The sequence below is a fragment of the Corynebacterium sp. CNCTC7651 genome (assembly GCF_021496665.1).
In the GTDB taxonomy this organism is placed as follows: Bacteria; Actinomycetota; Actinomycetes; order Mycobacteriales; family Mycobacteriaceae; genus Corynebacterium.
In genome coordinates this window covers 996,322-1,017,314 of sequence record NZ_CP071246.1, presented here as the reverse complement: position 1 = coordinate 1,017,314, position 20,993 = coordinate 996,322, and the positions used below count along the sequence as shown (strand labels likewise).

The 20,993-nt window shown below is 61.1% G+C and carries 18 protein-coding genes; 6 read left to right on the top strand and 12 right to left on the bottom strand.

Features of this window, described 5'->3' with window-relative positions:
- Positions 1–57: 57 nt before the first annotated feature.
- Positions 58–516, bottom strand: a complete 459-nt coding sequence (locus JZY91_RS04905; RefSeq protein WP_234948826.1) for a universal stress protein — start codon at positions 514–516, stop codon at positions 58–60.
- A 32-nt stretch (positions 517–548) separates the two neighbouring features.
- Positions 549–2,642 (bottom strand): excinuclease ABC subunit UvrB, encoded by a 2,094-nt coding sequence (gene uvrB, locus JZY91_RS04900; RefSeq protein ID WP_234948825.1) that lies wholly within the window; start codon positions 2,640–2,642, stop codon positions 549–551.
- A gap of 30 nt (positions 2,643–2,672) precedes the next feature.
- Between uvrB and JZY91_RS04895 the strand changes: the two genes are divergently transcribed.
- A complete protein-coding gene (locus JZY91_RS04895) occupies positions 2,673–3,557 on the top strand; it encodes a bile acid:sodium symporter family protein (protein WP_234948824.1) in 885 nt (294 codons plus the stop codon).
- Here the strand turns inward: JZY91_RS04895 and JZY91_RS04890 are convergent.
- From JZY91_RS04890 to rpsA, 3 genes are all read right to left on the bottom strand, one after another.
- Positions 3,554–3,907 (bottom strand): DUF4259 domain-containing protein, encoded by a 354-nt coding sequence (locus JZY91_RS04890; RefSeq protein ID WP_234948823.1) that lies wholly within the window; start codon positions 3,905–3,907, stop codon positions 3,554–3,556. The two genes, JZY91_RS04895 and JZY91_RS04890, sit on opposite strands and share 4 nt — an antisense overlap.
- A gap of 106 nt (positions 3,908–4,013) precedes the next feature.
- Positions 4,014–4,610, bottom strand: a complete 597-nt coding sequence (gene coaE / locus JZY91_RS04885; protein WP_234948822.1) for a dephospho-CoA kinase — start codon at positions 4,608–4,610, stop codon at positions 4,014–4,016.
- Between the two features lie 108 nt (positions 4,611–4,718).
- Entirely contained in the window at positions 4,719–6,200 is a 1,482-nt protein-coding gene (gene rpsA, locus JZY91_RS04880) for a 30S ribosomal protein S1 (RefSeq protein WP_234948821.1), read from the bottom strand.
- Between the two features lie 246 nt (positions 6,201–6,446).
- On the opposite strand from rpsA, the gene JZY91_RS04875 reads away from it, so the two are divergent.
- The gene (locus JZY91_RS04875; protein ID WP_234948820.1) at positions 6,447–7,184 is read left to right on the top strand and encodes a methyltransferase domain-containing protein; all 738 of its coding nucleotides are present in this window, start codon (positions 6,447–6,449) and stop codon (positions 7,182–7,184) included.
- 288 nt (positions 7,185–7,472) lie between these two features.
- On the opposite strand, the gene polA is transcribed toward JZY91_RS04875, so the two are convergent.
- Both polA and JZY91_RS04865 read right to left on the bottom strand, forming a co-directional pair.
- A complete protein-coding gene (polA, locus tag JZY91_RS04870) occupies positions 7,473–10,112 on the bottom strand; it encodes a DNA polymerase I (protein ID WP_234948819.1) in 2,640 nt (879 codons plus the stop codon).
- A gap of 36 nt (positions 10,113–10,148) precedes the next feature.
- Positions 10,149–10,862, bottom strand: a complete 714-nt coding sequence (locus JZY91_RS04865) for a hemolysin III family protein (RefSeq protein ID WP_234948818.1) — start codon at positions 10,860–10,862, stop codon at positions 10,149–10,151.
- A 222-nt stretch (positions 10,863–11,084) separates the two neighbouring features.
- On the opposite strand from JZY91_RS04865, the gene JZY91_RS04860 reads away from it, so the two are divergent.
- Positions 11,085–12,095, top strand: a complete 1,011-nt coding sequence (locus tag JZY91_RS04860) for a hypothetical protein (protein ID WP_234948817.1) — start codon at positions 11,085–11,087, stop codon at positions 12,093–12,095.
- A gap of 9 nt (positions 12,096–12,104) precedes the next feature.
- Here the strand turns inward: JZY91_RS04860 and JZY91_RS04855 are convergent, their stop codons facing one another.
- The gene (locus JZY91_RS04855; RefSeq protein ID WP_234948816.1) at positions 12,105–12,758 is read right to left on the bottom strand and encodes a LysE family translocator; all 654 of its coding nucleotides are present in this window, start codon (positions 12,756–12,758) and stop codon (positions 12,105–12,107) included.
- 1,331 nt (positions 12,759–14,089) lie between these two features.
- On the opposite strand from JZY91_RS04855, the gene JZY91_RS04850 reads away from it, so the two are divergent.
- Both JZY91_RS04850 and JZY91_RS04845 read left to right on the top strand, forming a co-directional pair.
- Positions 14,090–14,278 (top strand): hypothetical protein, encoded by a 189-nt coding sequence (locus JZY91_RS04850; protein ID WP_234948815.1) that lies wholly within the window; start codon positions 14,090–14,092, stop codon positions 14,276–14,278.
- Positions 14,279–14,323: 45 nt separating this feature from the next.
- Positions 14,324–15,427 (top strand): nitrate/nitrite transporter, encoded by a 1,104-nt coding sequence (locus JZY91_RS04845; RefSeq protein ID WP_370639279.1) that lies wholly within the window; start codon positions 14,324–14,326, stop codon positions 15,425–15,427.
- Between the two features lie 92 nt (positions 15,428–15,519).
- Here JZY91_RS04845 and JZY91_RS04840 read toward each other — a convergent pair whose 3' ends face one another.
- The gene (locus tag JZY91_RS04840; protein ID WP_234948813.1) at positions 15,520–16,725 is read right to left on the bottom strand and encodes an amidohydrolase; all 1,206 of its coding nucleotides are present in this window, start codon (positions 16,723–16,725) and stop codon (positions 15,520–15,522) included.
- A gap of 82 nt (positions 16,726–16,807) precedes the next feature.
- On the opposite strand from JZY91_RS04840, the gene JZY91_RS11840 reads away from it, so the two are divergent.
- A complete protein-coding gene (locus JZY91_RS11840) occupies positions 16,808–17,218 on the top strand; it encodes a tyrosine-type recombinase/integrase (RefSeq protein ID WP_370639267.1) in 411 nt (136 codons plus the stop codon).
- A gap of 477 nt (positions 17,219–17,695) precedes the next feature.
- Here JZY91_RS11840 and istB read toward each other — a convergent pair whose 3' ends face one another.
- The 3 genes from istB to JZY91_RS04825 all read right to left on the bottom strand — a co-directional run bounded on the left by istB (position 17,696) and on the right by JZY91_RS04825 (position 20,992).
- Complete coding sequence (istB, locus tag JZY91_RS04835) at positions 17,696–18,436, bottom strand: IS21-like element helper ATPase IstB (protein WP_234947519.1); 741 nt, start codon at positions 18,434–18,436, stop codon at positions 17,696–17,698.
- Positions 18,433–19,923 carry an IS21 family transposase gene (gene istA / locus JZY91_RS04830; RefSeq protein WP_234947520.1) on the bottom strand — a complete coding sequence of 497 codons (1,491 nt, stop codon included), beginning with the start codon at positions 19,921–19,923 and terminating at the stop codon, positions 18,433–18,435. Before istA ends, istB begins: the two co-directional genes overlap by 4 nt.
- Before the next feature lie 301 nt (positions 19,924–20,224).
- Complete coding sequence (locus JZY91_RS04825) at positions 20,225–20,992, bottom strand: ATP-binding protein (RefSeq protein WP_234948812.1); 768 nt, start codon at positions 20,990–20,992, stop codon at positions 20,225–20,227.
- Position 20,993: the final 1 nt, after the last annotated feature.

Genomic DNA, 20,993 nt, shown 5'->3' with positions numbered 1-20,993 from the left:
GGGTGAGGGTGAATTACGCCTTAGTGTAGTCCGTAGTGCGAAAAGACGGAATGCGGGTTAGCTGTGGCCGTCCGTTCGGGTATCCACCAGCATCACGTCCACCGGCGCCTTCTTGGCCACGCTGCCCGGGATGTTGCCGAAGACACGGCCAGCGAGGCTGCGCATGCCCTTGTTGCCCACCACAAGCAGGTCCACGTTGAACTCCTGGACGGACTCCACCAGCACGTTCGCCGGCTGGCCCCCGCGGGAGATCAGGGTGATGTCCTGCGCCTGCTCCTCCTCGGCGATCTGGCGTGCCAGCGCCAGCACCTCCTGGGAACCGGTTTCGGTGACGGTGTCCAACGCAGTCAGCTCGGCATTGGTGGAGTTGAGCATGGAGCCGGAAGCGGAGTAGTGCGCGCAGATAATGGTCAACTTCGCGCCGTACACCCTGGCAAGGCTGGCCGCGGTGCGCACAGCCACCAGGGAGGTCTCGGAGCCGTCGGTGCCCACTGCGATTGATGTGTACGCGTGCATGCTGTCAATCTCTTTTCTGTTGCCTGGCCAGCTTAATTGCCAGTCTCTTTCATACCACGGAGCTCTTTGCGCAAGTCCGCGATCTCATCACGTAGCCTGCCGGCCAGCTCAAACTTCAGCTCGCGGGCGGCTTCGCCCATTTGCTTCGTAAGATCGTCGATAAGCACCTGCACCTCGTCCGAAGCCATCCGGGACACGTCCGGCTTATCGACGATCGCAGCTTCGCCCCCGGTCTTCGAAGGATCATCGCTGTTCTCGTACACCTGATCCAGGATGTCCGCGATGGCCTTGCGCAGCGGCTGCGGGTCTATGCCGTGCTCAGTGTTGTAGGCGATCTGCTTCTCCCGGCGGCGCTCCGTCTCTTCAATCGCCTCCTGCATGGATTCGGTGATCTGGTCCGCGTACATGATCACCTCGCCGGAAACGTTGCGAGCCGCGCGGCCGATGGTCTGGATGAGCGACTTGGTGGAACGGAGGAATCCCTCCTTGTCCGCGTCCAAGATTGCCACCAGCGATACCTCCGGCAGGTCGAGGCCCTCACGCAGGAGGTTGATGCCCACCAGCACGTCGAATTCGCCGAGGCGGAGCTGGCGCAGCAGCTCCACGCGCTGCAGCGTGTCGATGTCCGAGTGGAGGTAGCGCACCTTGATGCCGTTATCCAGCAGGTAATCCGTCAAGTCCTCCGCCATCCGCTTGGTCAAGGTGGTGACTAGGACGCGCTCATCCTTCTCGGTGCGCTGGCGGATCTCGTGGATGAGATCGTCGATCTGGCCCTTCGTGGGCTTCACGGTCACCTTCGGGTCCACCAGACCCGTCGGGCGGATCACCTGCTCCACGAACTCGCCGCCGGCCGCCTCCAGCTCGTAATCGCCCGGTGTCGCGGACATGTAGACGGTCTGGCCGACCCGCGCCTCGAACTCGTCGAACGTCAGCGGGCGGTTATCCACCGCGCTTGGCAGGCGGAACCCGAACTCCACCAGATTCCGCTTGCGGCTCATGTCGCCCTCGTACATGCCGCCGATCTGCGGAACGGTGACGTGGGACTCATCGATGATGGTGAGGAAGTCCTCGGGGAAGTAGTCGATGAGCGTTGCCGGGGCGGAGCCCGCCGGGCGGCCGTCCATGTGGCGCGAGTAGTTCTCGATGCCGGAGCAGAAGCCCACCTGCTGGATCATCTCCAGGTCATACTCCGTGCGCATGCGCAGGCGCTGCGCCTCCAACAACTTGCCGCGGTTCTCCAGCTCCTCCAGCCGATCTACCAGCTCCAGCTTGATGTCCTCGATTGCGCGGGCCATGCGGTCATCCGTTGCCACGTAGTGGGTGGCCGGAAAGATGCGGACTTCATCCTCCTGGCTAATCACGTCGCCGGTAAGGGGGTGGATGTAGTACAGCGCGTCCACCTCATCGCCAAAGAATTCCACGCGTACCGCCACCTCCTCGTAGGCCGGGATGATGTCCACGGTGTCGCCCTTGACGCGGAAGGTGCCTCGCTTGAAATCGATGTCGTTGCGCTCATACTGCACGTCCACCAGCAGCCGCAGGAAGCGGTCCCGCTCCACCTCCTCCCCGACCTGCAGGACGATGGAGCGGTCCAGGTAGCTCTGCGGCGTACCCAGGCCGTAGATGCAGGACACGGAGGCGACTACCACCACGTCCCGGCGGGACAGCAGCGCGGAGGTGGCGGAGTGGCGCAGGCGCTCCACATCATCGTTGATGGAGGAATCCTTCTCGATGTAGGTGTCCGTCTGCGCGATGTACGCCTCCGGCTGGTAGTAGTCGTAATAACTGACGAAGTACTCCACCGCATTGTTGGGCAGCAACTGGCGCAACTCATTCGCCAGCTGGGCGGCCAGCGTCTTGTTGGGTGCCATGACCAGCGTCGGGCGCTGCTGCTTCTCAATCAACCAGGCCGCCGTCGCGGACTTGCCGGTACCGGTGGCGCCCATGAGCACCACGTCCTCCTCGCCGCGGCGCAGGCGCGCGTCCAGCTCCTTGATCGCCGCCGGCTGGTCGCCCGAGGGCTGGTACTCCGAGATGACCTCGAAGCGCTTCTCGCGCCGCTCAATCTCACCGACCGGGCGGAACTCCGAATACGCAAGGACCGGGTGTTCTGCAGCAAAAGCCATGCGGGCAAGTGTAGCGGGTAGCCTGGAAGTATGTTCGAACTACTGCAGGACCTCATGGCTCCGGCATCGCTCATCTTCGTGGTGGCAATCATGTTTTCCACCGGATTGTCCCTGAAAGTGGAAGATCTCAAGAACACCGTCGCGAATTGGCAGTATTTCCTGCGCCTGCTGTTGGTGAACTTCCTCGTGGTGCCCGGCATCATGCTGCTGTTCGTGCAGATTGCCAAGCTCGAGCACCCCTACTCCACCGGCATGATCATCCACGCGTGCGTGGCGGGTGCGCCGCTGATCATGGCGCTGACGCAGCTGAGCAAGAACCCTGTGGCCCTCGGCGCGACCGTGCAGCTGGTGCTCATGGCGGCGACGGTGGTGATCATGCCGCTACTGCTTCCCGCGACGCTAGGCATCGCCGGCGTGTCCGCGGGAGCGCTGATCAAACCCCTGCTGCTGGAGATGATCCTGCCGCTGGCTGTGGGCATGGTCATGTTCAACGCCGCGCCCGGGCTGACAGCGAAGATCCGCCCGGTGGTGGGAAAGGTGGCCAACGCGGTGATGATGTTCTTCCTCATCCTTTCCGTCGTCGCCTTCGGGCCCTACTTCGCAGACCTCACGTTGTGGAAAGCCGTCATCGTGGGCATGCTGGCCCTCACCGTGGCGTTTTACGTGGGCTACGGCACTGGCCTTGACGGGGGCGGCAGCAGATCCCAGGTCGGTGCGCTTGGCACCGCGCAGCGAAATACCGCTGCCGGTGTGATCACCGCGATGGCTTTCGACGAACCCCTGGTATTCATCACCTTCGTGTTCATCAACAGCTTCATGATGTTCGTGCTCATGGGCTTTGCTAAGCGCTTCGGCGCCGGCAAGAACATGCCGCTGCTCTCTGCACTGCTGGACCAGCAACCGGCGGCGCGCTAGGAGGCGTACTTGCGGGTCGCTTCGAGCCACTCATCGAGCTCTCCCGCTTCTTCCCACAGCTCGTAGAGCTCGGACCCGCCGGGGCGCACAACTTCCGCTGCGTTACGACGGATCCATCTCCGATCATCTACCGTGAACGGATAGGCTAGCTCTGTGGACGCATAGCCCTCAGGCGCGTGTCCATTCAGCACGGCGGCGAGCGCAATCACGGATTCTGCCTCGTCGGTGCCGAGCGGGCCGCGGCCGCAGTTGAACCGGAACAGGTCCATACGGAACGTGCCGTTCGCCAGTGCGGCGACAGCCTCCGCTGCGGGGTCGTTGTCGAACGGCCCCGTGTTCCAAGTTCCCATGACGGGTCAATATAAATTGCTCAGGTTAATGGAATTTAACCTCCTGGTAAATGTCGTTGGTCCAGAACAAACACTTTAGGTAGCCAATAGTTTTGCAGACCCAACTCTACAACGCTCGAATTTTCGCAATCAGGTCCGCAACCTGCGGTTCAAGCGCTTCCTTTGGGCCGTTGTTGTCTATCACCACGTCCGCCGCGGCACGCCGTGCAGCGTCATCAATCTGTCGCGCAATGCGGGCGCGGGCATCCTCTTCGTCCAAACCGCGCGAGCCGACCAGCCGCCGCACCCGCTCCTCAGCTTCAACGTCCACCACAACGGTCAGGTCCATCTCGCGGTGCAACCCCTGCTCCACCAAAAGCGGCATGTCGTATACCGCAGCCTCCGCTCCCGCGGCCTCGGCGGCAGCGAACTGCGCCTCCGCTTCCTCACGGATCGCCGGATGCGTAATGGCGTTCAGCCGCTGCGTGGCTTCCTCCGAGCCAAAGGCGCGGCGAGCCAGGCCGGCGCGGTCGAGCGCACCGTCCGGCCCAATCAAATCCGCGCCGAAGACCTCAGCGACTTGGTCGAGGACAGGCGACCCGGGCTCCATGATCTGCCGCGCGATCTTGTCCGCGTCCACGATGGTGAATCCTGCGCCGGCAAGCATTTGTGCCACCGTAGATTTGCCGCTGCCGATGCCGCCTGTGAGCCCAATGCGCTTCATAGGCCCCAAGGTAGCAAAACGGCCCGGCACCAACCTTCACGGTTGGCGCCGGGCCGGAGCGGCTGAAACTAGCCGTCGTCAAGCATCTAGCCCTAAACGGGCAAGCGCTTAGTTGCCCGCGAGCTTCTCGCGCAGAGCAGCAAGCTGCTCGTCGGAAGCGAGGGAACCGCCCTGCTCCGCCTCGCCCTCGGCTGCCGGAGCAGCAGCCTCGGACTCGGAGGAGTAGTTGGACTCAGAAGAGTAGTTCGTCTGCTGGTCGGCGTTCTCTGCAGCCTCGGCGGCTGCAGCGCGGTGACGCTCGATCTGCGCGGTGTGGGCCTGGTAGCGACGCTCTGCCTCTGCGTAGCGTGCCTCCCACTCCTGGCGAGCCTCCTCGAAGCCCTCCATCCACTCGTTGGTCTCCGGGTCGAAGCCCTCCGGGAAGATGTAGTTGCCCTGCTCATCGTAAGAGTCGGCCATGCCGTAACGGGACGGATCGAACTCCTCGGTGTAGTCCTCATCAGCCTGCTTGAGGGACAGGGAGATGCGGCGGCGCTCGAGGTCGATGTCGATGACCTTGACCATGACCTCTTCGCCGACACCCACAACCTGGTCCGGAACCTCAACGTGGCGCTGAGCCAGCTCGGAGATGTGGACGAGGCCCTCGATGCCCTCCTCGACGCGGACGAACGCGCCGAACGGGACGAGCTTGGTGACCTTGCCCGGGACGATCTGGCCCACAGCGTGGGTGCGGGCGAACACGCGCCACGGATCTTCCTGGGTGGCCTTCAGGGACAGGGAAACGCGCTCGCGGTCGAGATCGACGTCGAGCACCTCCACGGTGACCTCGTCGCCCACGGTGACAACCTCGGACGGGTGGTCGATGTGCTTCCAGGACAGCTCGGAAACGTGAACCAGACCGTCAACGCCGCCGAGATCGACGAAGGCACCGAAGTTGACGATGGAGGACACGACCCCCTTGCGTACCTGGCCCTTCTGCAGCTGGTGCAGGAAGTCGGAGCGGACCGCGGACTGGGTCTCCTCCAGGTAAGCGCGGCGGGAAAGGACCACGTTGTTGCGGTGCTTGTCCAGCTCGATGATCTTCGCCTCGAGCTCCTGGCCGATGTACGGATCCAGGTCGCGCACGCGGCGCATCTCGACGAGGGAAGCCGGCAGGAAGCCGCGCAGGCCGATGTCCAGGATCAGGCCGCCCTTGACAACCTCGATAACGGTACCGGTAACCGGCTGGTCGTTGGCCTGCAGCTCCTCGATGGTGCCCCAAGCGCGCTCGTACTGCGCACGCTTCTTGGACAGGATCAGGCGGCCTTCCTTGTCCTCCTTGGTGAGGACGAGAGCGTCAATCTCATCGCCGACCTCGACAACCTCGTCCGGGTCAACGTCGTGCTTAATGGAGAGCTCGCGGGTGGGGATAACACCCTCAGTCTTGTATCCGATGTCCAGCAGAACCTCATCGTGGTCCACCTTGACAACGGTGCCGGTGACAATGTCGCCATCGTTGAAGTACTTGATGGTCGCGTCAACTGCGGCAAGGAATTCCTCAGGGCCACCGATATCGTTGATAGCTACCTGGGGTGCGTTGGAAGTGCGCATATGTAAATGTGCTCCGAAAAATAGGAGATCGAAATGGTCAGGAGCGCGTCTCTCACCGCCCGCAGTCGAAGTCTCCGGTGCCGGGGCCCGCAAGGGCGCGGCAATGGTTACGCTGGGGGAAGCGATCTCACGTCTGGCACGGCGGGGCCCTCCTATTACAGCTCCGACCGCTCCGACGCCTAGATGCGCCCCTAGTACAGTAGTGTCTTTGCCCAGCGTAAGCAAATAAACCGGAGGGGTTTCACCGTGGCCGAAGCATCGCGCGCCAACCGCACCTTCTGGGACGCTGATGCGGCCCGCTATCACGCCGCGCATCCAGAGTACTTGGCAGGTTTCCACTGGTCGCCGGAGATGCTCACCGAAGAGGAGGCAGGTTTGCTTGGCGACGTTCGCTTGCAGCGCGTCCTGGAAATCGGCTGCGGCTCCGCCCCGTGCGCGTCTTGGGTGGCTGCGCAGCAAACTGAGCCCGGTTTTGTGACGGGGTTCGACCTCTCGGCCGGAATGCTGGGCCGCGCAGATGGGTCGGTGCCGCTGGTGCAGGCCGATGTGTTAGCAATGCCGTACGCGGATGATGCCTTCGATGTCGTTTTCTCAGCTTTCGGGGCACTGCCCTTTGTACGAGACATCGATGCCGCGCTGCGGGAGGTGGCCCGCGTGCTGCGCCCCGAGGGCCGGTTCGTCTTTTCCGTGACACACCCGATGCGGTGGGTGTTTCCGGATGATCCGGCGTTGATGGAGGCGCAGATCAGCTACTTCCAGCGCGAGTACGAGGAATACAACGAACACGGTGAGCTGACCTACGCCGAGTACCACCGCACGTTCGGGGACTGGGTCCGGGCACTTGGAACGGCCGGGTTTTGGCTGGCGGACGTGATTGAACCCGAGTGGCCCGAAGGCTTGGAGCTAGAGTTCGGCCAGTGGTCGCCCGCGCGCGGGAAACTCTTTCCCGGAACGGCAATTTTCGTCGCCTTCAATGTGGGATAAGCACGGCGAATTACCCCCGCCTACCCCCTGGCCGGTTTCGGGTCGACAAATGCTCAGGATTCATTAAGGTTCCTCTTAGCTTCGGGCGGTGTGGCAGAGAACAGCGAGAGGGGCGCTGTTCCAAAACTCCGGACCGGAGCTGCCTCGGGAAGAGGGGACCCGAGGGAAAGAGGGGGGAAGCAGGGCTGGGGGGGCTCTGCAGTGAGGCGGGTGGCGTGCTTTGGAGAAGGTCGCCACCCGCCTCACGACATTCCCCCGCAGCTCCCACGCAAGCGCGAGCCACAGGCGCTAGTGCGCCGCTTCGTCCCAGTTCGCGCCCGTTCCGGCGGACACCTCGAGAGGCACCAGGAGTTCAATCGCGCCGTCCATCTCGCGCTCCACAATCTCGCGGACCTGCTCAAGCTCGCCGGGAGCGACCTCCACCACAAGCTCATCGTGGACCTGCAGCAAGACGCGGGAGCGCAGATCAGCCAGCCCGGCATCCACGCGGATCATCGCAACCTTAATGATGTCCGCCGCCGTGCCCTGGATCGGGGCGTTCAGCGCGGCGCGCTCCGCGTTCTCGCGGGCCACACGGTTGTCCGAGTTCAACTCCGGAAGGTAGCGGCGCCGGCCGAAAACGGTGGACGTGTAGCCGTCGCGGCGGGCCTGCTCCACCACCTCATCCAGGTAGCGCTTCACACCGCCGAAACGCTGGAAGTACGCCTCCATGATCTGCTTCGCTTCCCCGGCGGAAATGCCCAGCTGGTTGGACAAGCCGAACGCGGAGAGGCCGTACACCAGGCCGTAGGACATCGCCTTAACGCGGCGGCGCAACTCCGGGGTGACCTGGTCGATGGGTACGTCGAACACGCGGGAGCCGACGAAGTTGTGCAAGTCCTCCCCCGCCTTGTACGCCATGATCAGCCCGGCATCCTGGGACAAGTGGGCCATCACGCGCATTTCAATCTGGCTGTAATCCGCCGTCAACAAGCAGTCATAGCCCTCGCCCACCGTGAACGCGGAACGGATCCGCCTGCCTGCCTCGGTGCGCACCGGAATGTTCTGCAGGTTCGGCTCGGCGGAGCTCAGGCGGCCAGTCGAGGCAACCGTCTGGTTGAACGTGGTGTGGATGCGGCCGTCCGGCTGCACCGTCTTGATCAGGCCCTCGATCGTGGACTTCATCTTCTGGTACTCGCGGTGCGCCAGCAGGTGGTCCAGGAACGGGTGCGGGTGCTTCTCCGCAAGGGCCTCAATCTCGCCCGCGGCCGTAGAGTAGCCGGTCTTGGTCTTCTTGGTCTTCGGCAGATCCAGCTTGTCAAAGAGCACCACGGAGAGCTGCTTGGGGCTGGAGAGGTTCAGCGTCGGCTCATCCACCAGCGCTCGAGCCTCCTCCTCCACGCGCTCCACCTTGTGGGTGTAGTCCTTGCGCAGCTCCTCCAACGAGGCCAGGTCCACCGCAATGCCGGCGTCCTCCATCTCGGCGAGGATGCTCAGCAGCGGCAGCTCCAGATCGGCGTAGAGCTCATATGAATCGATCACCCGCAGCTGTTCCGACAGTTCCGCAGACAGCTCCAGCACCGCCGCCGCGGCATCGGTCAAAGACGTATCCCCCAGCAAGCTCAGCTGGTCCCCACCCAGTGTGAGCTGGCGTTTCAGGTGCCGCTGGTACACGTCTTCCAGGGCGTACGTGCGCTGCCCGGGGCGCAGGAGGTACGCCGCGATCGCGGTGTCGTGTGCAATGCCGCGCAGCGTCATCCCGCGCCCGCGCAGCATGTGGAACGCAGCCTTCGCCTCGTGCAGGAACTTCGGGGAATCCGACTCGATCCACGATTTCAGCGCCGCATCTTCCGCCGGGGTCAGGTCCGCAGCGTTGACCTGCACGGCGCTTCGTTGCTTGTCGACGATCGCCAGCGCCACCACATCACCCATCCCCGGTGCTGGGGTACCGGAGACGTAGAGGGCGAGGCCTTGGCCTTGGCGTTGGGACAACCAATCGTCGAGAAGCGTGTCCTCGACGGTGACCTCGGGGAGTTCGACGGGCTGGGGCGCGTCGGCGGCAGTGCCCTCGGTTTTGACGGCGGCGAGGACGCGCTCGCGGAGGTTGACGCCGAACTCGAGGTCATCGAAAGCCTGGGCGACATCGCCGATCTCCGCGGGTTTGAGGTCCAGGTCGTTCGGCCCGAGGGGCAGCTCCACATCCGTGACCATCTGGGTGAGCTCGCGGTTCATCTTGACCTGCTCGATGCGCTCGCGGAAGTTCGCGCCGGCCTGGCCCTTGATCTCCTCGGCGTGCTCGATGAGGCCGGCGAGGTTGCCGTATTGCACGATCCACTTCGCCGCGGTCTTCTCCCCCACCTTCGGGATGCCGGGGAGGTTGTCCGACGGGTCGCCCCGCAGGGCCGCGTAATCCGGGTACTGTTCTGGGGTCAGGCCGTACTTCCTCTCGACCTCCTCCGGGGTGAAGCGAGTCATGGTGGACACGCCGCGGGTTGGATAGAGCACCGTGGTGGAGCCGTCTACCAGCTGGAGGTAATCGCGGTCGCCGGTGACGATGACGACCTCGAAATCCCCGTCCGCCTTCGCCTGAGTGGTCAGCGTGGCCAAGATGTCGTCTGCCTCGAAGTTCTCCTTGGATAGGGTGACAATGCCGAGCGTGCCCAGGATGTCCTCGATGATGGGCACCTGGCCCTTGAACTCCGGCGGGGCCGCCTCGCGCTGCGCCTTGTACTCCGGGAACTTCTCCGTGCGGAATGTCTGCCGTCCCACATCGAACGCCACTGCGACGTGCGTCGGCTCCTCGTCGGTGAGAATGTTCGCCAGCATGGACAGGAAGCCGTACACCGCGTTGGTGTGCTGACCTCCTGAGGTGGAGAAGTTTTCTGCCGGAAGGGCGTAGAAGGCGCGGAACGCCATAGAGTGGCCGTCGATAAGCAAAAGGCGCTTCATGTGCGCCCAGTGTAGTTGCGCGAGAAGAACGCACCCCTACGCGCCCGCGGCCACCACAACCATCCAGATGGCCACCAGGTGCAGAATCGCCGCCACAATCGTGGCGGTGTGGAAATGCTCGTGATAGCCGTAGTAGCGCGCGGAGCGGCCGGGCCACTTGAAGCCGTAGACCAGGGCGCCGAGTGTGTAGATCACGCCACCGATGAAGATGAGGATGACCACGGCCGGGTTCGTCTCCGCCCAAAGCGTGGGCACGAGCGGCACGATGATCCACCCCAGGCCGATGTACACCACCAAGTCCAGCCAGCGTGGGTGGTTAATCCAGACCAGGTTCAAGATCACACCCAGGATGGCGCCCGTCCAGGCCACGGTGAGCATGATCGCCGCTGTGCGCGGTTCGAACACCAAGATGCAGAGCGGCGTGTACGTGGCGGCGATGAAGATCGCAATGGTCGCGTGGTCCGCCCGCCGCCACCACTGCACCGTCGACGCCGAGCGCCACGGCCAACGGTGATACATGCCCGACACGCCGAACAAAGTGATCACGCCCGCGCCGTAGATGGTCACGCCCAAGGCGCCTGGCCACGTCAGCGTCATCCACGCGAACGTGATCAGCACCGCCGAGGCGAGCGCAAAGAGCGCCGCCGCGACAACATGGAACCAGCCGCGCGTCGCCGGACGCTCGCCGCGATCCGCGACGACGTACGTGCGCTCAACCTGTCCGTTCTCGAGCTGGCGAGTGGTAGTCACGCTGCATAGTCAACCACGAAGGGCCGGCTTGCGGTAGGGGCTCACGCTTGCCGACGATCACTGCACTCGCTCGGAGCTTAAGATCAAGCGTGCGGAGCGGCTCCGTATTGCATACGAGCGCAGGAAAGAACTGGGTGGTTAAGAATGAAGCGTCGGTTAGCAATTGCCCTGGTGTTGCCTCTGGTGCTGGCTGGGTGTTCGGGGACGGGTACGCGAGAAACCGTGTACGTCACGTCGACGCAGATCGTTGAGCCGGATGGGTCCGTATCTGACGGCGGCGGGTCCGAACCCGCCGCATCGGCGGATTGGCAGAAAGAGTACGAGTGGGTGCTCGACCACCCCGGCGACTACCCGGTGAATTCCGCGGCGCAGTACACACCAGATGGGCAGTATTCCTACGCTCTGGTGGAGGCCAACGGCGGCGGCTCGCCGGAGCTGCTCCTCGCGGTGAGCGGCGGGCACACGCAGCCGATCATCGTGTTCACCATTGGGGATGACGGTAAGGCCCATGCATCCCCGGAGGTGCTCATCGCCGGTACGCCTGGCAACGGCTCTGCACGCGAAGCCGTATGGGCATCCGCGAGCGGGCGAGGTATTTACCAGATCAGTGGCAGTTCCGGCAGACCAGAACGGCAGTCGCGCCTGTTCACCCTGTCCGGTGCCTCACTTGTGCCCAGTGGCGAAGAGACCTTCGACATCAGGTATCCCCTCCCCGACCACTTAGCCATCGACTTCCGCCCGGTTGCAGACAGGCGCGGGCTCGAGGACGGCGCGTTGACCGTGCGCAAGTTCGATGACATGGCAGTGCAGGGTGGGGCTCCGGCTTCGCAGGCCGCGAACCCGTCAAATGGTGGCTCGGCCGAGTCACAGGGGATGTACCCCAATCAAATGGAATTCACCGGAACAGTGAGGATGTACACCGGCGCAGAACTGCAAGGCGACAAAGGAATGCCAAACGGCGAGGATCCGAACACCGAATATTTTGTTCTGGAGCTGGATAGCCCGCAGCAGGTACGTGGGCGTATTGCTGGCGAGCACACCACTCGGGAAGTAAAGCAGTTCAAACTAGGCGAGCGTGCGCCTGGCCAAGGTATGGCTATTGAGTGGGATCAATACGTAGGTAAGCGGGTACGCATCACAGCCCCCGGCGATGCGATTTCGTACCCATCTGACACCCGCATGCCGCTCGGGATGCCTGGCTTCGGTTCAACCTTCAACTACAAGGTGTTGTAGCGCCCAGTTCTAGTTTACGAACGCCCCGAGACCAATCACGCCGTCTCTAATCATCCACATTGCTAATACGACAAAGATGGTTCCAGTGATGATGTCTACTAGGTAGCCGTAACGGTCAAGGAACCCAGCGAACACGTCAACCAAGAGTGCGAATCCAGCGGACATGATGAAACCAATCAAGACCAAGCTAAGCAGAATAATTGCGAACCATTCCCAGCCCATCTCAGGTTTCACAAACTGCGCAAAGACGGCGCCGAAAAATAAGACTGACTTGGGGTTCGATAGGTTCGTTGCCATTCCCACTCGAAAGGCTTGGCTGGCTGCATGCGACTCACCTTTCGCATCAGCGGGCATTGTGCTAGTTCCTGACCCCCATGCCTTAAAGCCGCTTCTTACCGCGCCAACGCCCATATAGATAAGATATGCGCCGCCGACCAGCTGTAGCACTGCAAGTAGCTGTGGGGCAGCTTGCATCAAGGCGCTCAGCCCAAGCAGTGATGCCGCAATCCAAATTGCGTAGCCCGCCATAATCCCGGTCGCGCAAGCCACGCCAGCAGCACGGGATTTAACACTAAAACGAATAATCTGGACAACATCGGGCCCTGGGACAGCGACGGCTGCCGCGAACACACCAATAAGCGCCAAGAAGTCGGTAAGCAGCACGGTCTCTCCCCGATCAATCGCAATTCCTGACGGGCGATCCTAAGACCGCCCCCCCCCCGGGGAGTTATACCTCGGGGGGATTTCGGAAAACTCTTTGGCCACTACCAACGCGGCCTCGCTTTAGCCTAAGTTCCACGACCTTTGGTGTTTAGTTCCAAATCGATCCTAGCTGCCCCCTACACCTTGGCCTCAGACAGGAAATTGGAGGCGCACGTTCGCCCAACCCGTGGATTGGATAGGGATTGTTTCGGGGATGCCCTAATCCTTGGGGGTACGGTCGCAGGTAGCCTGATCGCAGCACCGGAAACTTTGGGTGCGTCTCTCGCGGCGGGTGCGGTTGTTGCAGGGTCAGAGTGGAATGCCCTTAACTCATGCTTCGGAAAGTAGGATGAAAGATGAACGTAAAGACGCTGCGTAAATCCGCGCTAGTTGTAATCATGTTCTTGATCCTCGGCGTTTTGGCGTACGAAGTATTCACTGGGTCACTGACTGTTAGTACGACCGTCGTTGCAGTGGGTGCTTTGGCATTTATGGCCTGGGGGTATTGGAAGGTTTCCCACGAGCGGCCGAGCACGGTCACAAACGGCTAGTAAGAAGCTGAGGCGGGTGCTTTGGGCATCAGATATTTTCCAAAGCACCAGCAAACGGCGCACGTCCCTATACCGGTTTCTAGGAACACCTCGGTAGCCCCTAAGCGAGCGTAATACGGCATCAACAAGCTCGATGAATGGGTGCGCAGGTTGCCCATTACACGTCCCAACCGCAACAGGGGGCGTGAAACTGTGGTTGTCGACTCCGCGCGCCACTTCGCCGCCCCACTTTCTCCTGGGGGGCAGTTCTTCTATGCGGGGCTGTCGCGGTCGTCGGCGTGTACGACGAATCCCATGACCGCGGTGTGACATCCGCAGGGCGACCGCGGTGGAGCCGGGCATGCGGTGAGTCATCCTCCGGCTCGACCCAGCCCTCGCTGCGGAGGCGGTCGAGCGCGGTTTCCCACGCCGCGTGGCGGATGGCCTGGGCGTCGCCCGCGTTGACCTCATGAGGGCGGAGTCGAGGTCGAAGCCGTAGTCCTCGGCGACCGTGGAGAGCAGCTCGGCCAGCATCTCCGTGTTGTCGACGAACGGCTCGGCGTCATCGTCCCACATGTACGCGCCTTCGGGTCGCGCAACCGTGTTTCGCTCTCCGGATCGGGGACGTGACAATGCCTCCCCGCCGACTCTGCAGGCCCGCCCAATGTGTCTGTCATTGCGACGGGCCAGCCAGAATACGCGCAAAACCCACGGCCCCTCGGCCGTCGAGCTGTACGCTCAAGGTGAGAGAAGGGAGGCCCTATGTCTACTGCTATCGGAGCTGATGACGGATCGAATCCCGGGGCGGGCGGTTTTTCTGGTGAAGACATCGCCGCCAGCGAGAAGCTGTCCGGAATCTATCTGCGGGTGGCCGTCGGTGCGCTGCTAGTCAATATCGCGATGGCCGTGTCGTTCACGGCGATGAGCTTTTTCACCCCGGTGATCTTGTAGCAATTCCCGGAGTTCACGAGCTCGTCGTTCCTCGTCTACTACACGCTGCTCGGTGTGTCATCGGCTTTGGCGATGCCAGTGGCAGGTCAGCTGGTGGACAAGCTGAAGGCACAGGGACTGCTCATTATCGGCGGAATCATCGCTGCGGTGGGGCTAATCATCTTTGGGCTGTCAACGTCGCTGTGGATGTTCTACCTCGCCGGCATCGTGATCGGTGTCGGTGTGGGCCTTTCTGCACAGTATGTGCCTATCGTTGTGGTCAACCGATGGTTCTTCCGGAATAAGGGCACCATCATGGGTGTCGTCTTGGCTGGCTCCGGGGTGGGAGGCATGATCCTCGGAATCGGCATGCCATATCTCTTGGATTCAGTCGGCTGGCGCGCCGCCTCATTCTTCCTCGCGGCATTCATGGCGGCGTTCACGATACTTCCGGCGATCTTCCTGGTGCGCAACTCCCCACTGGATTATCAAATCCCCGGCTATGGCGAGACGGCTGTCAACGCTGATGAAGCCGCCGACGTCTCCGGAGTCGAGCCGGGCTTGACCCAAAAAGAAGCGTTCACAGTGCCCTGGTTCTACGTGCTCATCGCGTCCTACTTTCTTTTCGGCATGACGTACGCGATGACAAAGCACCTTGTGGCGTACCTGTCGGGCACTCCGTGGGGCATCTTTGTCTCCTCCAGCAAGATCTCCGCGGTAGTCATCACCGCGACTCTGAGTTTGATCGTGTTCAAACCGTTGATCGGCTGGTTGATCGACAAGATGGGGCTCCTACCGGCGATGTGGCTGACCTTGGGAGTGGCCGGTGTTGCGGTGTTCATCTCCACCTGGGTCACCTACTTCATTCCGTACCTTGTTCTCATCGTCATTATGTCCCTGGGCACTTCGAACGGTACGGTGTCTCCCCCACTCGTCGCGCAGGCGGCGTTCGGGCAGCGTGACTTCTCCAAGATCTGGGGTGTGCTCGGGATGGCCTACCCAATCGGCTTGGCGGTGGGAACACCGTTGTGGGGAGCGTTCCCAGACAAATTCGGTTCTTACGGCGCCGGCTTCGTCCTCGTCCCGTTCGTGACGGTCATCTTCATGGTCGGATTCACTCTCTCGGTCAAGAAAACCCGCAAGCTGTGGGCGATGAATCAGAAGAAGTAGCTCGCAGATATCAGCGCTAGCATCGTGCCGACACACGAAATCGGCCCCGAGGGGAAGCCTCGGCGCCGATCGTCGATAAGCGGGGGCGTGTCTTAATCCTTGGCCATGACCGTGGCTGCGGCGAGGAGCACAGACATAGAGCCGCGGTCGAGAGTCGGCTGGAGCTGCGGGAGGAAACCCTTGTTGTGGTTGGGCGGACCATCGTGGCCCTCCTCGAATCCGGACCAGGAGATGAAGACGTAGGGGGCATCCCAGGCGTTTGGGATGACCGGGAAATCCTCGGAACCGGATAAGCCAGCGCCCCATCCGACCAGTTCTTCGCCGAAGTAATCGGTGAAAGTGTTCTTGAGGCGCTCGGTCAGATCCCTGTCGTTGTAGATCACGGGGACGGAATCGAGGTATTCGAACTCGGGCGGTTCCGGGCAGTTACCGGCCTCGCACTCGGCGGTGATAACGCGTTTCATGATGTCCTGGATCTGTTCGGAGATCTCGTCGGTTGAGGCACGCGTGTTGATTCCGAGCTCGACAAGATCGCAGATCGAGTTGGACGACGTTCCGCCGTGGATAGATCCCACCGAGATCACGCCAATCTCGAGCGGGTCGATCTCGCGGGCTACCGCAGCTTGCAGTCGGGTGACAATCGTCCCCGCGGTTGGAATCGGGTCGATTGCGCGGTGCGGAAGGGAGCCGTGGCCGGATTTTCCGTGGATGCGGACCTTCCAGTTCGACGCGGCGGTAGTCATTCGACCCGGCGTGAAAGCGAAGCCGAGCGGCGGGTCTTCGGCGAGAACGTGCTGGCCGAACACGTAATCCGGCTTAGGTAACCGTTGAACAAGGCCGTCCTCCACCATTCGGCGGGCCCCGCCACCAGCTTCCTCGCCGGGTTGGAAAAGGGCGATGAAGGTACCCGACCAAGCGTCTTTGTTGCGAACGAGCGCGTTCACGGCACCGAGATGCGCCGCGGTGTGCATGTCGTGGCCGCACGCGTGCATGACACCTTTCTCGGCCGGCGCGGCGTAATCGGCTCCAGTGTCTTCGGCGATCGGCAACGCGTCGTGGTCGGACCGGAACAAGACGGTCGGGCCGTCCCCATTCTCGATGACAGCGACTTTGCCGGTCCCCGCGAATGTCTGCACCTCGAGCCCCATGCGTTTGAGCTCTTCTTCGATGCGGGCGGCTGTCTCATGCTCCTCCATGGACAACTCCGGGTTCCGGTGGAACCACTTATACAGCTCTTCCCGCTCGGCACGAGTTTCCTCCAGCGTGGCTGATAATTTCTCGATGTTCTCGTTGACCATGAATTTCCCTCCGTTCTGCAAGTGGTGGCAGCACCACGTTCACGTTTAAGTCTAGGTCGATTCTGCGGAATGCAGGCGGGAAATGCGGTTCGGTGAAGTTGCGGGGCTTCAGGTGGGAGACCTTGACTTTGAACGGCACCGAATCAGTATTAAGCGTCAGGCTGTCACGGTTGGCAATGAAGTGCATATCAAGGAAGCTCTCAAGACTGAGGGTTCAAGGCGTGTAGTTGCCTTTTCTTCGAAGCTGGACGATGAACTCAAAGCACTGTGCAAGGGGAAGAAGAAAACAGACTTCCTCTTCACCAAACAGGGAACAAAGGAGCCGTTAAAGCGACCGCAGGGGACGAAGTCGTGGCTCGGTTGTGCCGTAGGACGCATTCAAGCAGTAGATGAGGATTTCCCCCATGTGACATCTCATGATCTTCGTCACACCGCCGTCTCTTTGATGGTGAGCGTGGGGGCACCCATCTCTGTAATCTCACACGTCAGGTGAGACATAAGAACATTTCGATGACGTTGGATCACTACACCGAGCTGTTCGATAGTGACCTAGATTCTCTGACAGCAGCGATGGATTCCATCCTTTAGCGGCGGAGCTGTACGGCATCCATACGGCAATAGCAGTGCTGGAAGTGCCTATTTATCGTCTCTTTTTTCTATTAATTTGTGGATCACCCCGCCTGACCTCGTTGTTACTGGTTAATGGAGTGCAATGGGGGTTTCGGAAAACTCATTGACCACTGCTGATGTTGCCCGATTCCAACCCTAGTTCCACGGACCCGACGATCTAGTTCCAAACTTCGAAGGTGACCTTGGTCTATAGCCTGTTACGACCAGGGGAATGGTAGCGGTGTGGTGAGTTTTCGGTAGCGCCTGTGTTTTGTCAAGTTGTAGTAGGCCATTTCGGCTCGGTTTTTTAGGCCAGGTCTGCACGGTTTTGGGCCGTGTGAGCGTTGCTGGGGTTTCGGGGCTATTTCATGAGGGCGTTTGCCATGCGGTAGGACTGGCCGGTGAAGGTGATCATGCGGCCGTGGTGGACGATGCGGTCGATTGCGGCGGCTGCCATGTCGTCGTTTCCGAAGACTTGGCCCCATTGGGAAAATGCAAGGTTGGTGGTGATGATCAGGCTGCGTTGTTCGTACGCGTCGGCGATTGCTTGGAACAGAAGTCTTGCCCCGTCGGTGTCGATGGGGATGTAGCCGAGTTCGTCGATGACGAGGAGTTCGTTTTTGCCTAGGGATGCGAGCTCTTTGTCGAGTTTGCCTGCGTGTTTCGCGTTCCGTAGATGGTCGACGAGTCCTGCGGCGGTGAAAAACCGTGCCGGAATGCCTCTGAGACATGCCGCGGTGACCAGTGCGATGGCGAGGTGTGTTTTGCCGGTTCCGACGTCGCCGTAGAAGACGAGGTCTTCACACCCGTTGAGGAAGTCGAGTGTGGTGAGGTGTTCGCGGGTGATGTCGGCGGGCAAGGTGACCGGGGACCAGTCGTAGCTGTCGAGGGTTTTGCGTACCGGGACACGCGCGCGGTGCATCAGGCGCCGCGCTCTTGATGCGGCCCTGGAAGAAAGCTCCGCTTCGAAGAGCTCAATGAGGATGTCGCATTGGCGTGGGGTGGCATGGTCTGCGCACTGGCGTAACACGGCGGTAGTGAGGTAGAGCTGGCGGCCAAGAGCCACCACGCGGTCTTTGTTGTTGGTGGTATCGGTGCTCACTGTGAGGTCACCTCCGCATGCTGTGAGGTGGTTGTGGTGGCAAGGAGCTGGTCATAGGTGGTGAGGTTCGCTCGTGTGTGTTGTGGTGGTGGTGGGGAGCTGTAGCGTGCGGCGATACCCAGATGAGGCCCGGTTGGTTGGGCGTTGGTCTCTAAGAGTGCGGCGGCTGCGGTGACGGTGGCGTCGAATCCGCATTCTGTGGCGGTGGTTTGCGCGTGGGTGAAAAACTCCCGGCGTGTAGCGGTATCCGCCCCGTCGAGGTAGCCCACGACAGCGTCCGGCAGGTGATGGCGAAGCGGTGAGTTCGTCCACGCCCCGGGTTTTTTCGCTAACCCAGGCAGCAAACTCATCGGGTTGATCACCGTCGAGTCTGCGGTACCGAAAACTCTCGGCAATGCGATGATGCGTCTGGTGTCGTCGTCTAAAACGGTGACGGTGTCGTGGGACAACTCCAGCGTGACTTGCCTGTTCGCCCAGGCAGGCCCGACCAGGTAACGGTTGCCGTCTAGGGTGACAACGCCGGTTTTGTCGGTGCGGCGCACGTCGAAACGCACCGGGTTAAACCGCACCGACGGGCACGCTTTGAGCGCTTGCTGATCCTGTTTGAACAGTTCAGCGACCGTGGCTGCCTTCTTGTAGTGGGTGTGGGTAGCAAACGCGGCGCACCCGGACTCCAAGATGGTGTTCAACTCCGCTAGGGAGGCTACTTCCGGCACAGGCACAAGCAGGTTTCGGCGGATGAAGCCGACCGCGTTTTCCACATTGCCTTTCTCATGGCCCGAGTACGGATTGCAGTACCGAGCCTTCGTCCTATAGTGCGCTTTGAACGCGGCGAAAAGCTCCGATTCCACCACTTTCGGGCCGACACGGCGCCCAACGGCGGTCGCGTTATCGAAGACCATCTCAGTCGGCACCCCGCCGGCGGTGTCGATGACATCTAAAAGCCCGGTAATGACGCACTCAGCGGTTTCGCCGGCAAAGGCCCTGCAAAACCTCATATTTGAATACGGAAACGTCACCACCAGAAGGTGCACAACCCTTGCGGCTGACGCCATGATGACTTCTGCCTGGCCGAAATCGACCTGGATGACCCCCGGTGACCATTCCAACTCCATGAACCCATCCCCCGGGGATTTATGGTCCTGTTTCCACTGCTTGACGTAGCGCTGCACCGGTGAATACGAGCCCGTATAGCCATGCTCGTTGATCAGCCGGTCACAGATGCGTTGCGCAGTGTGGCGTTGCTTGCGTGGCATGCGCTGATCATCCTCGAGCCAACCATCAATCACAGCGCACAACGCCTCACCCAGCACGATTGAGCCTGGTTTGCGTGTCTTCACCGGCACGGTTGGGCTGAAATCGTCCTGGTTAACGTACTTATCGACCGTAGCGCGCGACACGTTCACCGCCTTGGCAATCGCTCGTCTGGACATTCCCTCGTCATCGAGCTGTCTGATAGTTTCGATCGTGGTCATGCTGATCGTCATCTACTTTCTGGTCCCTTCCTGAAAACCCAAGTCCCGGACCTCGCGGCCAAACGAAGATGGGACATTTCTCAGGAACAGAAACCTACTGGGGGTGGTTATCGGCATGGCCCTTCCCTTTCTAAAAAGGAGCCACACCAGTCACAGCCACATGGGGAAGTGGCCTAATTTTCCGCGCTGAAACGGACCAAAACAGGCCGCCAACACGGCCTACTTCCCAAGACGAACTGGACCAACTACATCAGATCAGACACAAGCGCCCGGGTGGGTGTGTGGTAGCGGTAGTCACCCGGGCGTTGTGGGGTTAGGTGTTGAGTCGCATGTTGGGTCCATCTAGGGCGATGATCTCAGCGCCTCCGACGAGTCGGTTGAGGATGGATTCGGCGATGACGGCATCGGGGATGGATTTGTACCAGTCTTCAGGGTTGAACTGGGATGTGACGATTGTTGATCCTCGTTGTTCTCGAGCAGCGAGGATGTTGAGCAGCTGTGGCGCTATTTCGGCGTCGATTGGTGTGGTGAGGAAGTCATCGAGGACAAGTACGTCAGTGTTTCGGATGTCTTCGAAAAAGTTCATCCGGGCGATGTCGTCGTGTTTGAGCACGGCTAGCTGGTTGGCGAGCATATCGGTGCGGAAGAATTTCGCTGAGAAATCTCGTCGGCATACAGCGTTGAGCAGGGCGAGCGCGAGGTAGGTTTTGCCGACTGAGGACTTGCCTAGGATGACAATATTTTGGGTGTGCTGGCACCATTGGCATTGAGCAAGTCGGGTGATTTGCTCTTTGTTGATGTTGCGGTCAGGCATGTAGGTGATGTCTTCAACACAAGCATCGGGGTTTGGCGATTTTGATGCTTTGAGCAGTTTGTTGACTCGTCGTTCGCGCCTGGCCGCGACTTCTTGGTCGAGTGCGTAGAGCACTTTGTCGGAAAATGACCAGTCGTCGAATGCGGGGTCGGCGGCGATATCGATCACGCTTCTGCCGAAAGCGGTCATCCGCAGATCGGTGAATGTCGGCAAAACCGATTCGTCCAGGAAGCGGGCGTGTGTCGAAGCTGGCGTGTGGGGTGTCATG